General features: G+C 66.6%; 14 protein-coding genes. 7 read left to right on the top strand and 7 right to left on the bottom strand.

The window, feature by feature from the left end; all coding sequences use genetic code 11:
• Both ACWCPQ_RS12475 and ACWCPQ_RS12470 read right to left on the bottom strand, forming a co-directional pair.
• Positions 1 to 864, bottom strand: a complete 864-nt coding sequence (locus ACWCPQ_RS12475; RefSeq protein WP_449897678.1) for an MlaE family ABC transporter permease — start codon at positions 862 to 864, stop codon at positions 1 to 3.
• Positions 865 to 868: 4 nt separating this feature from the next.
• Complete coding sequence (locus ACWCPQ_RS12470; RefSeq protein WP_449897676.1) at positions 869 to 1,687, bottom strand: MlaE family ABC transporter permease; 819 nt, start codon at positions 1,685 to 1,687, stop codon at positions 869 to 871.
• Between the two features lie 610 nt (positions 1,688 to 2,297).
• On the opposite strand from ACWCPQ_RS12470, the gene ACWCPQ_RS12465 reads away from it, so the two are divergent.
• Complete coding sequence (locus ACWCPQ_RS12465; protein ID WP_449897674.1) at positions 2,298 to 2,987, top strand: serine protease; 690 nt, start codon at positions 2,298 to 2,300, stop codon at positions 2,985 to 2,987.
• A gap of 69 nt (positions 2,988 to 3,056) precedes the next feature.
• Here ACWCPQ_RS12465 and lppU read toward each other — a convergent pair whose 3' ends face one another.
• Complete coding sequence (gene lppU / locus ACWCPQ_RS12460; RefSeq protein WP_449897672.1) at positions 3,057 to 3,665, bottom strand: LppU family putative lipoprotein; 609 nt, start codon at positions 3,663 to 3,665, stop codon at positions 3,057 to 3,059.
• 664 nt (positions 3,666 to 4,329) lie between these two features.
• Here lppU and ACWCPQ_RS12455 point away from each other — a divergent pair.
• Positions 4,330 to 5,217: a L,D-transpeptidase gene (locus ACWCPQ_RS12455; RefSeq protein ID WP_449897671.1), complete on the top strand. Its 888-nt coding sequence runs from the start codon at positions 4,330 to 4,332 to the stop codon at positions 5,215 to 5,217.
• Between the two features lie 196 nt (positions 5,218 to 5,413).
• Here ACWCPQ_RS12455 and ACWCPQ_RS12450 read toward each other — a convergent pair whose 3' ends face one another.
• The 3 genes from ACWCPQ_RS12450 to ACWCPQ_RS12440 form a co-directional block, all read right to left on the bottom strand.
• The gene (locus ACWCPQ_RS12450; protein WP_449897670.1) at positions 5,414 to 7,417 is read right to left on the bottom strand and encodes a M13 family metallopeptidase; all 2,004 of its coding nucleotides are present in this window, start codon (positions 7,415 to 7,417) and stop codon (positions 5,414 to 5,416) included.
• Positions 7,418 to 7,476: 59 nt separating this feature from the next.
• On the bottom strand, positions 7,477 to 7,956 hold the full coding sequence (locus ACWCPQ_RS12445) for a DUF4190 domain-containing protein (protein WP_449897667.1): 480 nt from the start codon (positions 7,954 to 7,956) through the stop codon (positions 7,477 to 7,479).
• A gap of 121 nt (positions 7,957 to 8,077) precedes the next feature.
• Positions 8,078 to 8,857 (bottom strand): pirin family protein, encoded by a 780-nt coding sequence (locus ACWCPQ_RS12440; protein WP_449897665.1) that lies wholly within the window; start codon positions 8,855 to 8,857, stop codon positions 8,078 to 8,080.
• Positions 8,858 to 9,056: 199 nt separating this feature from the next.
• On the opposite strand from ACWCPQ_RS12440, the gene ACWCPQ_RS12435 reads away from it, so the two are divergent.
• From ACWCPQ_RS12435 to ACWCPQ_RS12415, 5 genes are all read left to right on the top strand, one after another.
• Positions 9,057 to 9,560, top strand: coding sequence for an NUDIX hydrolase (locus ACWCPQ_RS12435; protein WP_449897662.1), 504 nt, complete (start codon positions 9,057 to 9,059; stop codon positions 9,558 to 9,560).
• Between the two features lie 10 nt (positions 9,561 to 9,570).
• On the top strand, positions 9,571 to 10,977 hold the full coding sequence (locus tag ACWCPQ_RS12430; protein WP_449897660.1) for an MFS transporter: 1,407 nt from the start codon (positions 9,571 to 9,573) through the stop codon (positions 10,975 to 10,977).
• Between the two features lie 177 nt (positions 10,978 to 11,154).
• Positions 11,155 to 11,910 (top strand): LamB/YcsF family protein, encoded by a 756-nt coding sequence (locus ACWCPQ_RS12425; protein ID WP_449897657.1) that lies wholly within the window; start codon positions 11,155 to 11,157, stop codon positions 11,908 to 11,910.
• A gap of 16 nt (positions 11,911 to 11,926) precedes the next feature.
• The gene (locus tag ACWCPQ_RS12420; protein ID WP_449897655.1) at positions 11,927 to 12,613 is read left to right on the top strand and encodes a 5-oxoprolinase subunit B family protein; all 687 of its coding nucleotides are present in this window, start codon (positions 11,927 to 11,929) and stop codon (positions 12,611 to 12,613) included.
• Entirely contained in the window at positions 12,610 to 13,467 is an 858-nt protein-coding gene (locus tag ACWCPQ_RS12415) for a 5-oxoprolinase subunit C family protein (RefSeq protein WP_449897653.1), read from the top strand. Before ACWCPQ_RS12420 ends, ACWCPQ_RS12415 begins: the two co-directional genes overlap by 4 nt.
• A gap of 44 nt (positions 13,468 to 13,511) precedes the next feature.
• Here the strand turns inward: ACWCPQ_RS12415 and ACWCPQ_RS12410 are convergent, their stop codons facing one another.
• Positions 13,512 to 14,498: a hypothetical protein gene (locus ACWCPQ_RS12410; RefSeq protein ID WP_449897651.1), complete on the bottom strand. Its 987-nt coding sequence runs from the start codon at positions 14,496 to 14,498 to the stop codon at positions 13,512 to 13,514.
• Positions 14,499 to 14,607: the final 109 nt, after the last annotated feature.

Below are 14,607 nucleotides of genomic sequence, written 5' to 3'. Positions count from 1 at the left end.
CTACCCCGAGATCCGGATGCCGGGGTTGACACCCCAGATGGCCAAGGTCATGAAGAGGTCCACGAAAACGGTCGCGATGATGCACATCTTGATCGCACGGCCGGCCGCGACACCCACGCCCTCCGGACCGCCGGAGGCGAAGAAGCCGTAGTAGCACTGGATGAACGTGGTGATGGCGACGAAGACGATCGCTTTGAGCAGCGAATAGAGCACGTCCGTCGGTATCAGGAACTGATAGAAGTAATGCTGATAGGTCCCGCTGGCCGTGCCGCCGATCAGCTGCACCGTCAGGGCGCAGGAGATGTAGGCCATCGCCAGACCCAGGCAGTACAGCGGCAGGATGGTGATCATCGCGGCGATCATGCGGGTGCTCACCAGATAGGGCAGCGGGCGGATCGCGATCGACTCGAGCGCGTCGATCTCCTCGGAGATACGCATGGCGCCGAGCTGAGCCGTGAAACGACAGCCCGCCTGGGCCGCGAAGGCCAGAGCGGCGAGCAGTGGACCGAGCTCACGGGTGGTCGCGAAGGCCGAGATGGCACCGGTGATCGGACTCAGGCCGAGCAGATCGAGCGAGGTGTGACCCTGGATGGCCACGGTCATTCCACCGAACGCGCTCAGGATGAGGACGACGCCGATGGTCCCGCCACCGACGATCAGATTGCCGTTACCCCAGGTGACATCGGAGAGCAACCGCCAGACTTCTTTGGGGTACTGCTTGAACGCCAGCGGCATCGAGCCGACCGAGCGCAGGAAGAAGAACACCTGATGCCCGAGCCGGGCCAGCATATCGACCGGTGCGCCGGCCGCTTTTCGCAGTTGCTGCAGAGGTTTGAGCAGCGGGGGCACATAGGTTGCGGACACCGGCTCACACCACCTGTGGGGGGAACAAAGTGTTGTACACCTGGGTGAAGATCACATTCACTCCGAACAACATCACCGCGGACATGACAACGGCGGTATTCACCGAGTTGGCGACACCGCCCGGACCACCGCGGGTGTTCAGTCCGGTATCGCAGGCGATGATTGCGGCGAGGAGACCGAACAACAGCGATTTCACCAGCGCGACAAGCAGGTCGAGCGTTACCGCGAAAGAGGCGAAGGTCGAGATATACGAACCCGGGGTTCCACCCTGGGCGAAAATATTGAAAATGTATCCGGTCAGAAATCCGACGAAGACCACGAATCCGCAGAGCAACACGCTGACCAGCATTGCGGCGCCGAGGCGGGGCGCCACGAGTCGGCGCAGCGGATCGACACCCATGACTTTCATGGCGTCGATTTCCTCGCGAATGGTCCGGGAGCCGAGATCGGCGCAGATCGCGGATCCGACGGCGCCCGCGATCATCAGCACGGTGACCAGTGGGGCGCCCTGCTGGATGATGCCGAGGCCGTTGGCCGCACCGATGAACGAGGTGGCGCCGACCTGCTGTGCGACCGCGCCGACCTGGATGGATACGATGACACCGATCGGGATGGCCACCAGGAGAGTCGGAGCCGCGGCCACGTTGGCCATGAACGCGCACTGCCGGATGAACTCGTTGACGGGAAACCGTCCGCGAAAAATACTGACCACGAGTTCGGTAATCGCTTCGACGGCCATGGTCATCTGGCGGCCGAGCGTCTCCAATGAACGTCTGGGGTGGTCGCGCCAGTAGTCCCGCGTCCACTCGACCGCTCCGCTCAACCGAGAACCTGTTGGTGGACTCTTGGTCGACTGCACTGACTAACCCCTCTCGACGTCGGTTACCTACCCCGACGGCTGGTTTGCTTGAGGCACCTTACTACGTAGTAGTGCGGAACACACCATAGGCGCGTGAGCGCAGTCACAGATGTTCATCACTTTGTGGCGTGACCACTGAGTTATCGCACGTTCCTTGGTGTGTATCCCAATGAGAGTTCCGCGGCACCGGAAGAACATACAGCTGACCGGCGCGAAATGTAGGGCAGAGCGCAAGAACCCTTGCGAACCGTGGTTCACTTAAATAACGGAGAGTATTCCGGGAAATTAACCCTTTCGCGGCAGTGTGGAGATTCGACCGTTACTCGACCCGCGCGCCCAAATCCGGGACAATTAATAGCGTTCGGCTATTCTTCCGAGGGTTATCGTGGCCGGAGTTCGCGCGGTGCGCGCCGCACGTGGAGCACCCCGGCCGAATGCACGACCGAAGAGCCGAACTTCCCTGTTACGCAGTCGAACTCGCGGGTAGCGGCAACTCGGGGCGCGCGTCGGGGCCTTTGCTGCCACGATGAGGTGCCACACATTGATATCGTGCGGCTTCAAGGTCTGGAGGGATATGTTCAGGAAACTCGCCCAGGCGGCCAGCGCCGTCTTCGCCGTCGCGCTGAGCACGGCGCTACTCGGCACCGGGACGGCTGCGGCCGAGCCCCGGCCTGTACTCGGTGGTGGCTCGGGGCTCATCATCTCCTCCGAGTCCGGCCAGATGTCCGAGTACGCGATCCAGTGCACGCTCACCACGATCGGTCACGACGGCGCCGGCAGACTGGTCGGCCTCACCGCGGGACACTGCGGAACACCTGGGCACGAGGTGTATTCGGAACAGGACCCGGGAGCGGGAGTGCTCGGGCGGTTCGTCTACTCCAACCAGGACCTGGACTACGCGGTACTCGAATTCGATCCCGGCCGGGTGACCCCGGTCAACCGGGTCGGCAACCTGAGCATCACCGGGGTCGGCGCGCCGGCCCAGTTCCCCAATATCGTGTGCAAAGAAGGCCGCACCACCGGCAACACCTGCGGTATCGCCTACGGTGACGTCTTCGCCAGCAGTATGGAGACCTGGTCGCAGATGTGCGTGATGGAAGGCGATTCCGGCGCGCCGGTCGTCGTCGGCTCGACCCTCGTCGGCATGGTGAACGCCTACCTGGCCATCGCCTGCTTCGGCCCGGAGGTCGGCACCAATATGGCGACCATCATCGGCGATATCGACAGCCGCAACGGCGTCGGAGCCGGGTACCGGCCCATCTAGCGGCTACCCCGGATCGAGAACGAGGTGGGCACCGGCTGGTGCCCACCTCGTTTTTTGTCGGTCCCGGCCTCAGAGTTCCTCGACGCAGACTACGAAGCGGCGTTCCGGATACACATATCCGCTGCTACCCGCACCGCAGGCGTTCACGTCGGTAGCGTTCTGCTCTATCGCGACGACCTTTACCCCGTCCGTGGCGGAAGTCTCGGTGCATTCGATCCGCTCCGGCCCGGTGGTCCCGCCGCCCACATCCATACAGCCGCCGACCACCCAGTCGATATCGAGGCACAGCGCGCCCATCTCGATACCGTTGCGGCTCTCGGCGTAGTAGTTGTCGGCATCGCTTATGCACTGCGTGCTCTGTTCGGCCTTGCCGATCACCTTGTAGTTCGACTCGTTGCTGCCACAGGACGCCTCCTCGATGCTGGCGTCGGTGGTGGTACCGCCGAGCGTCACACAGTCGCCGACCTGGGCGTCGAAACTGACATCGCCACCCTCCGGGGTGGTGGTCGGCGCGCTGGAGGTGGTGGTGCGCGACGTCGTGCCGGGAGTCGGGGTGCCGGTCACGTCCACCGCGTCGACGGTGCCCGTCTCCATCGCCGGCTGCGCCCGGCCCTCGATGGTGGAACTACAACCGGCGACCGCCAGGCCGGCAGCCATCGCGGCCCCGGCGATCGCCATTGTCAATCGAGATGATGCCCATCCAGACACGCACAGTCCTCCCGCTGTGATGCCGAACTCTGCCCCCGCGTCGAATCCGAACCTCACTGCAGCTCCGCCAGCAATTCCACGCCATGAATACACCATGACGGCGCGAGCGTCGACTCTGCTGACGCCGCTCCCGGGGAGCCTGCCGGACGCGGGCCGGGCAGCCGGGTGCGGCGGCCGCACAGCGGCGTGACATATGTCATCAACAGGTTTGGTAACGCAGATCACTCGATGTCCATCCGGAAGCACCTCCCGAACAGGAATCCCCGGCCCACCGGCCCTGCGGTGGACCGCCGGACGGGTCACCGGGGGAGCGTGGCGAGTCACACCGGCAATGCATAACAGCTATGTAACGCAAATCCGGACTGGTCACGACTTCGTAAAGGCAGTACGAAGGATCTCGGAGCGGAGGCGCATCAGCTGGATCCCAGCGAGCTTCCGCGATGCGCAACAGCCTGTCGGGACCGCTCCACAACTCCACGACCGGCAGCGCGCGGACGACCAGACGCTCACGGGCCGTACGGCCGTGGAGGGGCTCCACAGAACTCCGCGAACACTCGCCGGGGTGCTCCGAAGGCGTACCGGCGGCCCACCGGCCCCGTGCGCTCCAGAGTCGAATGGACGGACGAACACTCTTATGTATGTCTTCGACAACACCGGGTCGCAGCCGACCGGTCGCCGCACTCAGCGGCGGCTTCGGCAGGGTGTCCTGTTGACGGCCGCAGTCGCCACCGCCACCACGCTGGCCGTGGCGCCCGCGTACGCGCTGCCGGAACTGCCCACCGGTTCCGCGGCAGGCGCCACCGAGCCCGGTCCACCGGCGGCGAACTTCGCGCCGCCCGCGATCAACCCCTCCGAGGGTGAAGAGGTCGGCGTCGCGCAGCCGATCATCATCAACTTCAAGGATCCGGTCGACGACCGGGCCGCCGCCGAACGCGCCATCAAGATCACTTCGTCGAACGAGGTACCCGGCCACTTCTACTGGTGGAGCGATAAGCAGGTGCGCTGGCGGCCGAACGAGTTCTGGCCCGCGCAGAGCGACGTTGTAGTGGAGGCCGGCGGCAGCCGCAGCGCCTTCCACGTGGGCGACGCCGTCGTCGCCACCGCCGACGACAACACGAAGATGATCACCGTGACCCGCAACGGCGAGGTCGTACGCACCATGCCGACCTCGATGGGCAAGGTGGACCACGAAACGCCCAACGGCACCTACATCGTCGGTGAGCAGAAGCGTGAAATGGTCATGGACTCCTCGACCTACGGCGTCCCGGTCGACGCCCCCGAGGGCTACAAACTCGATGTCGAGTACGCGACCCGTATCTCCAACAGCGGGATCTTCGTACACGCGGCACCGTGGTCGGTCGGTTCGCAGGGCTACGCGAACACCAGCCACGGCTGCCTGAACGTGAGCACCGAAGACGCCCAATGGTTCTACGAGAACGTCAAGAAGGGCGACGCGGTCGTCGTGCAGAACACCCAGGGCGGCACCCTCAATGCCGGCGACGGTCTGGGCGACTGGAACTGAGTTGTCGGCGGGTCGGGGCCCTCGTGACCCCGGCTCTATGTGCTCGGTCGCTGTAGATCGCCGCTCCGGAACCGATTCCCTGTTACCGGGGTAGAGCATCCGGGAAGGCGAGGGTTCGACGGCCGGCAGAAACTCCATACGCAACGGTGGCCCACCCGAGACTTCGGGTGGGCCACCGTTTTGTCGCCGGGTGGGGTCACCAGATCTTGACGCGCTCCTCCGGCGCCAGATACAGGGCGTCTTCAGGGGTCAGCTCGAAAGCCTCGTGGAACGCGTCGATATTGCGGACCACGGCATTGCAGCGGAACTCCGGCGGGGAGTGCGGATCGACCGCCAGCCGACGCACCGCCTCCTCCGGACGCGATTTGGTCCGCCAGACCTGCGCCCAGCCGAAGAACACCCGCTGCAAACCGGTCAGCCCGTCGATCACCGGTGCCTCCCGGCCTTCCAAGGAAATCCGGTAGGCCTGCAGGGCGATCGACAATCCACCCAGATCGCCGATGTTCTCGCCGATCGTGAACTCACCGTTGACGGTGTGTTCGTCGGACAGATCGGCGGGGGAGAGTACGTCGTACTGGTCGATGAGCGCGCGGGTGCGCTTACCGAACTCGGCCCGATCGGTATCGGTCCACCAATCGACCATATTGCCGTCGCCGTCGTACTTGGCGCCCTGATCGTCGAAACCGTGACCGATCTCGTGCCCGATCACCGCCCCGATACCACCGTAGTTGGCGGCGTCGTCGGCGTTCATATCGAAGAACGGCGGTTGCAGGATGGCGGCCGGGAAGACGATCTCGTTCATCCCGGGGTTGTAGTAGGCGTTCACCGTCTGCGGAGTCATGAACCATTCGTCGCGATCCACCGGACCGCCGAGTTTGTTCAGATCGCGATCGTGATCGACGGCGTGGCCGCGCCGGTAGTTCCCGACCAGATCGGCCGGCGTCACCGTGATCGCGGAGTAGTCGCGCCAGCGGTCCGGATAACCGATCTTGGGAGTGAACTTCTCCAGCTTGGCGAGCGCGGCCTGCCGCGTCGCCGGGCTCATCCACTCCAGTTCGGCGATATTGCGGCGATAGGCCTCGCGCAAATTGTCCACCAGCCGAACCATCGCGGTTTTGGCCTCGGGCGGAAAGTGCTCGGCCACATAGAGCTTGCCCACGGCCTCACCGAGCAGATCCTGGACCAGCGAAACCCCGCGCTTCCAGCGCTCCCGGTTCTCCTGGGCGCCGGTGAGCGTACGGCCGTAGAAATCGAAGCTCTCCTCCACCACCGCTTCGGTGAGATACGGCGCGCGGGCCCGCAATACCCGCCACTGCGCCCACAGCCGCCACTCCTCGACGGGTTCGGACGCCCACAGCCGCGCGAAGGTCCGCAGATAGTCCGGTTGCCGGACGACCAGTTCCGCCAGCAGTTCGGGGCCACCGCCGGCGACCCCCTCGGCGAGACCGTCGGCCCATGCGGTCCAGTCGAATTCCGGCTCGGTGGCCAGCAGGTCGGCGAAGGTCGTGAGGTTGTAGCTCAGTTCGGCGTCACGACGGCGCACCACATCCCAGTGCCCGGCCGCGAGCTTGCGTTCGAGCTCGAACACGCGAGCACCCACCGGCCCGGCCGGCACCAGTTCCGCGATCCGGGGGTCGGCCGAGACCAGGGCGAACATCCGATCGATATGTGCGATATAGCGTTCGCGCACCTCGGCGTATTCGTCGGAACGGTAGTAGGACTCGTCGGGCAGGCCGATACCCGACTGTGTCGCGTAGACGAGGTAGCGCTGCGAGTTCTTGTCGTCGGTGTCGACATAGACCGCGACCGCGCCGGAGACACCGACCCGCTGCAACCCGCCCAGCAGTCCGGCGAACTCACCGCGATCGGTGGTCCGCGCGAGCGCGGCCAGTTCCTCGACGATCGGCGTCAGTCCCAGCGACTCGACGGTTTCGGTATCCATGAACGAGGCGTAGAGGTCGGCGATCTTGCGCGCATCGCTGCCGGGCTCACCGTCTGCGTTGCGGATGATCTCCTGGATGTCGAGCTCCGCCCGGTCGTAGAGCTTGCGGAACGCGCCGTCGACCGCCCGGTCGGCCGGGATCTCGTACCCGGCCAACCAAGCGCCGTTGACATGCGTGAACAGGTCGTCCTGGACCCGGACGGCCGGTTCGAGATGGGTCAGATCGATGCCGGAGGGGCTGGTCACGTCAGAAGTCACACAACCCAGTATGCCGGTGCGCCACGGTGCCGGACCGGATATGTGCCCGGCCGGGCCGTTCAGTTGGTCGGCTCCGGGGGAGCGATCGTCACCCCGTACTGGTCCTCGATCCGCTGGTCGAATTCGTCCTCACACTGCGAGACGGCGGTCTGATCGCCGTTCGCGTTGCTCACGCAGTCCACGAAATCGCGACCACCCGAATCCGACCAGATCCCCCAGCCGATGATGGCGACCACGATCACCCCGACGATCGCGAGCACACCGAGGATCAGGCCGATCACCGCCATGACCCCGCCACCGCCGGTACCGCGGTTGGCCTTCACGAGCGCGATCACACCCAGGATCACCGCGATCAGCCCGAACAGGATCCCGCCGACGATCGTCCAGAAACTCAGTACGCCGAGAATGCCGAGGACCAGCGCGGCGATCGCCATACCTTTGCGCTTCGGTGATTCCTGCCAGTACTCGGGCTGTCCGCCGGGGCCGGGATAGGGGCCGGGACCGGGTGCGGGATAGCCCGGGGGCGGTGGGTAGGACATAGTTCCTCCTCGGCTGAGCTGGTCGAGACCCCCGCGGGTCGCGCTCGGGCGGTCTCGGTCCGCATATCATTGTCGAGGGTCCATACGTTCGGGTTGACCCCCTATCCGGACTTTTCGGACGTTACCCGGCGCCGAGCCGGGCATGCATCTCCCAGATCAGTACTTCCGCCGGCTCCAGCGCAGTCAGCCGCTGGCCACCGGAAAACGTCAGGCGCACCGCGTCACCCGCGTCCAGCCGGCCCGTGCCCTCCATCTCGATCGCCCCGCGAGCGACGAACACGTGCACATACGGCGCTTCGGGCAAGTCCACGGTCGCTTTCCCCTCCGGCGCCAGTCTTGCCACATGCAGTGCCGAATGCGAACTGTTGATGGCGATGGCGGTGCGATCGCGATAGCGCCGCAACCCGGACGCGACGGTTGTCAACCCGCCCGCGGCCAATTGATCGTCGATCTCGAGCTGCTGATAGCCCGGTTCGATCCCGGGTTCGTCGGGCAGCACCCACATCTGCACGAAATGGACCGGTTCGCCGTGCTCGGGCCGGTTGCCCTCGACCCGCCAGGAATCGTTCTTCTCCGAATGCCGGATCCCGGTACCGGCGCTCATCCGCTGCGCGAGTCCCGGATAGATGACGCCGCTGTGACCGAGCGAATCCTGGTGAACCAGGGAACCCTCCAGCACCCAGGTCACAATTTCCATATCCCGGTGCGGATGGGTGTCGAAGCCTTGGCCGGGCAGGACGATATCGTCATTGTTCACCAGCAACAGACCGTGGTGGGTGTTCTCGGGGTCGTAGTGCGAGCCGAAGGAGAACGAATGCTTGGAATCGAGCCAGGATATCCGGGTCTTCATACGATCGCCCGCACGATGTACATCGATATGCGGCGTCGGCAGCGTGGACACAGCGCGACTCCTTTCCGGCTCGGGCACAATTACCTTTCCCGTATGTAGCACTCGGCGACATCACGACCTCGTCGATTGTCCGCTCCGCGCATTTTACGCGAGCGACCTCGGGGTGAACGGCCGGTGAGCAACCGGGGCGGTAATAGCGGTGTGGCACGCGTTTCGTCGAAAATGGAGATGAGGAACCGGGAGGTGGAAGATGCGCCCCGAAGCGCTCGCGCGAACCGAGCAGCGGCTGCGTGCCGCCGCGCGGCGCGACGGCGTCACCGACCTGGTCGTCGGCGTCGCCGTGTTCCGGGACGGAAAACTGCTGGTGGTGCGCCGGGTACCGGGCGACTACCTCGGCGGAATGTACGAGCTACCCGGCGGCGGGGTCGAATCCGGGGAATCGCTCCCCGAGGGGGTCGCGCGGGAACTGTTCGAGGAAACCGGGCTGGTGGCCAGCCGTATCACCGATTTCCTCGGTTCGTTCGACTACGCGACCCGGACCAAGGCCAAGGTACGCAAATTCAGTTTTCTGGCCGAGGCCGAACCCGGCGAGATAACACTGGACCCGGACGAGCACGACGATTACGCCTGGATCGACGCGGGCGCCCTGGGCACCCTACCCATGGCCCCCGATATGCGGGAGGCCGTCGACCTACTGATCACCGAACGAGTGCCCGGTCCGGCCGAAATGCCCCGCGGGCTCCCGGGCGGGTAGCGTCGCGGCGGTGTCCAGCGCTGCGCCCGAACCCACCACCACGGACCGGACACCCGGAGGGGGCGGGCGCAGACACGATCTGACAGCTCTGCGGGCCGTGATCACCGAGAGCCCCGGCGCGATCCGGCTGACCCTGGTCCGGTTCACGAGCCAGTTCGGCGACGGGATGTTCCAGGCCGCACTGTCCGGCGCGATCCTGTTCAACCCCGAACGAGAAACCGATCCACTCGCCGTCGCGGCCGGCTTCGCTGTGCTGCTGTTGCCCTATTCGCTGATCGGACCGTATGCCGGCGCCCTGCTGGACCGGTGGGATCGGCGGCAGGTCCTGTTGGTCGCCAACCTGGTGCGCGGTCTGCTGATCGCCGCCGTGGCGCTCGGGCTGCTCGCCGGTGCCGCCGCGAGCCCGCTGCTGCTGCTGGCGCTCGCGGTGGTCGGGATCAGCCGGTTCACTGCCGCCGGGGTATCGGCGGCGCTGCCGCGTGTGCTGGCACAACACCGGCTGGTACCGGCCAATTCCGTCCTCGCCACCGTGGGATCGGCGTGCGCGGCGGCGGGCGCCGGGGCAGCGGTGGCGGTGATCGGCGCGATCGGCGCCGGGGATACCGGATCGGCGGTCGCGGTGGCTCTGAGTACGAGCGGCTCGGTGGCGGGAGTGGTGCTCACGGCCGGATTCCGGCCCCGCGCCCTCGGCCCGGAAGCGGAGCCCGGGGCTTCCGCGGGCGCCATCCGGGCGGTACTGGCCGGGCTGCTGGTCGGTGCCCGCGCGGTCCGGCATTCGGTCGATGTGTCCACCGCGATGATCGGGATCGGCACCCATCGGGTGGTGTTCGGCGCCAACACTCTCGTCATGGTGCTGGTCTTGCGGGAGGCGCCGTCACACGGCGCGGCGGTGGACAGCGGACTCATCGGATTCGGTGTCGCGATCACCGCCACGGCCGCCGGAATGCTGCTGGCAGCGCTGCTGACCCCGCTGCTCATCCCACGCCTGGGCCGGTTCAGAACGATACTGCTCGCACTGTCCGCAGCGATCGCGGTACAACTCGCACTTGTTCTCCCGACTGCTTTCGCCCATGCACCCGACACCGTGCAGCGGGCCCACCATCTCCTGCTCGCCGGCGCGTTCCTGCTCGGTCTCGCCGGCCAGACGATCAAGCTCACCGGCGACGCCGCCATGCAGATGGACATTCCGGACGACCGGCGCGGACAGGTTTTCGCCCTGCAGGACACGGTGTTCAATATCGCGTTCGTCCTGGCGGTCGCCGTGACCGCACTGGTCGTCCCGGCGGACGGCAGGTCACCGGCTGTCGTGCTGGCCGGGGCGGGGTGTTACGGCGCGGGGATCGTCGCCCTTCTGCTCAACAACCGCAGGCGCAATCGCCGGGCGCCCGATGCGGCCGACCGACCGGACCACCGATGACAGGAACACCGGCCGCAGGCGCACGAGTCGAGACGCCGGCCCGGTTCCATGCCTTCCCGCCCACACTCGGCGGGCCGGCAGCAGGGCAGCGGTCCGCGGTTGTCAGGCCGGCGCCGACTGCGGTGCACGGCCGGCCCACCGTGTGAACAATGGAGGCACAGCCGGAAGGAGGGTGCCGTGGGATTGGACCTCAACAGCGACCTCGGCGAGGGGTTCGGAGCCTGGAGTATGGGCGAGGACGCCGCCATGCTCGATATCGTCACCAGCGCCAATATCGCCTGCGGTTTCCACGCCGGCGACCCCTCCATCATGCGGCGCGTCTGCGCGACCGCGGTGGCGAAGGGTGTGCGGATCGGGGCGCATATCGGCTATCGGGACCTGCCGGGATTCGGCAGGCGGGCCATGGCGGTCCCGCCCGGCGAACTGCGCGACGAGACGCTCTATCAGATCGGCGCCCTGGACGGTTTCGCCCGCGCCGCGGGTGACCGGGTCCGCTACGTGAAACCGCACGGGGCGCTGTATCACGCCGCCGCGGCCGATGCGGCCCTCGCCGAGGCTGTTGTCGGAGCGCTGCACGACTACGATCCGGCGCTCGTGCTGCTCGGACCTGCCGGTACCCAGCTGGAGAAGTCCGCTACCGCCGCCGGGACTCCGTTCGTGGGTGAAGGATTCGCCGACCGGGGCTACAACGCCGACGGTGGATTGGCGGCACGAGGAACACCCGGCGCAGTTCTCGATACCGAGAGCGCTGTCGCCCAGGCGGTATCGCTGGCGGAGACCGGAACGGCCCGGGCGGCGCACGGAGGCGGTACCGTGGCAGTCTCACCCGACAGTATCTGCGTACACGGCGACACTCCGGCCGCGGTCGAGATGGCGCGGCGGATCCGCGCGGCACTGGAGGACGCCGGAATCGCGGTGTCGTCCTTCATCTGACCAACGGAACAGGGTGGTGAATTTGTCACAACCACCACAGATCCGGGAACCGCACCCGGCCATACGGTGCGCGGGCGACCGGGCGTTCCTGATCACCGCGGGCGATCAGGAACGGGTCGGCAGGCTGGTCTCGGTATTGACCGGACGACCCGTCGCCGGAGTGGTGGACGTCCTCCCCGCCGCGGAAACCGTGCTTATCACCCTGGATTCGGTGCGATCGGGTCCCCGGGTACGCCGCGAACTGGAGCAGATCGTCGCTACGGATCACGCCGCCGAATCCGATGTTTCCCGTGGAACATCGACCGCCGCTTCCGAACCCGTGCGAATCCCGGTCCGCTACGACGGCCCGGATCTCGACAGTGTGGCCGAGACGCTCGGGATACGTCCGGAACAGGTCGTCACCGCGCATACCGCGGCGGTGTGGCATTGCGCCTTCATCGGTTTCGCTCCGGGTTTCGGGTACCTCACCGCCGCCGATTGGCAGTTGTCCGTCGCGCGCCGAGCCGCCGCGCGCACTCGGATACCGGCGGGGGCGGTGGGGCTGGCCGGCTCGTACTCGGCTGTCTATCCGCGGGAGACCCCCGGCGGCTGGCAACTCATCGGTACCACCGACCTGACCCTGTGGGATACCGAACGCGACCCGCCCGCACTGATACGCGCCGGTGCCCGGGTCCGGTTCGTCGATGTGGACGCCCCCCGATGATCGTGATCGAGCAGGTCGGTCCGCTGGCCACCGTCCAGGACCTGGGGCGCCCGGGCTGGTTCGATTCCGGAGTGGGCGTCGCCGGGGCGGCCGACCGCGGTGCTCTGCGACTGGCCAACCGCCTGGTGGGAAACCCGCAGGCAGCAGCCGGTATCGAGGTTCTATTGGGCGGTCTGACGCTGCGGGCCGAAACCACGGTACTGGTGGCCGTCACCGGAGCCCCCGCTCCGGCCACGGTCGACGGCACGGCGGTCGGCCATGCCAGCGTCCTGCCGCTCGAACCGGGCCGGCGGCTGCGCCTCGGTTTCACCCGGACCGGGTTGCGCAGTTATATCGGCATACGCGGGGGAGTGCATATCGCGCCGGTCCTGGGCTCCCGCAGCTACGACACGCTGTCGGGTATCGGACCCTCGCCGTTGCGCGAAGGCCAATCCATCCCCATCGGTCCACAACCCCGTGACTGGCCGAATATCGATATGGCGCCGCAGCAACGGTCACCCGAAATACTGGAGATCCGCGCGCTGCCCGGCCCTCGTGACGACTGGTTCACCGACCCGGCCGCCCTGTTCGCCGGGCACTGGACGGTGAACGCCGATACCGATCGGGTGGGGGCACGGCTGGACCGGGCGGACGGGCCACCGCTGCAACGGGTCTCGTCCGGTGAACTCCCCACCGAGGGTATGGCGCTGGGATCGGTGCAGGTCCCACCCAGTGGGCAGCCCATCGTCTTCCTCGCCGACCATCCGATCACCGGCGGCTACCCGGTGGTCGCGGTGGTCGCCGACGCCGATATCGATCAGGTTTCACAAGCCCGGCCGGGACAGCGGATCCGGTTCCGCCGAGCGGCAGTCTGAGGGAGCGACGACATCCACGACGCGGGCGGCTGGTTCGGGCGCGATCAGCCGCTGTCCCCGGGTGGGGTGCGGCGGGAGTCCCAGAATTCACCGAGACTTGCGAAACCCGGTGGGTAGAGCACATTCTGCGGACCGGCGATGATCGCACACCCCCACGCGTCGCCGGTGATGCTCCCGCCCTGGACCTCGACGAGACGCTCCGCGGCCCAGCGGGATGCCTGTTCGCTGTAACCCAGGGATCGGAGTCCCTCCGCGAATGCCTGCGGTTCGATGGTGTTCAGATGTGCCACCAGCCCGGCGTCGAGCGGTTGGTTCAGGTTGTCCTGGACGAAAGGGGAGCGCATCGAGTTCATCCGATTTCCGACCACATCCGGCACGACACCCGCGTTGTCGATCGCGGCGACCCGTCCCGGCGCACCGGCCCGAGCGAGCGCGTTCCGCATATGCCGATCCTGGCTGCCCATGATGTAGTCGAAAACGGCCAGCTTCTGCCCCTCGACCGTCCGGAAATCCCAGAAATAGCCGTCGTGCGGAATGTATTCCTGGAGCGAACCCGGTCCGCGGGGGCCGTGCCATTCCCGAGTGAACGGGACGATATCCAGCCCCAGCATACGATCGGCTTCGTACGCGGCCACTTCGTCCCGGATCGACGATTGCGATCCACGCGGCTTGTACACACCGATCAGCTTGCCTTCGAACCAGACGAACGCATTGGAACCCTCGCCGGGCGCACCCTCGAATTCCAACCGCTCCGCCGGCGGGAGATTGCGCACACTCACGGGCGCGGACGGATCGAAGGCGGGTCCCGAAGACCTGCCCGAGGCGGGGAAATCGGCCCCTCGTCCGTACTCCCGGGCGGTCATCAGATCCCGGAATTCGGCTCGCGGACCGGTGAACTCATCGGTTCCCGACTGCAGCACCGAGCCGAACTCCCGGGTATCACGGGAAGCGACACCCGCTCCGCCACCTGTCGACCGGATCAGGCGGTCCCGGATACTGCCCACCAGATCGGCGAGCGCCCGCCCGATCACCCTGTCTCCTCGCCGTACCGTGCCGACACCGGCAGGGCGTACATCCTCGCTGCGGGCGGCATCGGCCGACATCCGTACCCGTCGCGGATGCCGGTTCCGACGCCGGACT

The organism is Nocardia sp. NPDC001965 (assembly GCF_053594175.1).
The sequence above is the reverse complement of the archived record's forward strand: the minus strand, read 5'-3'. Positions and strand labels throughout refer to the sequence as shown.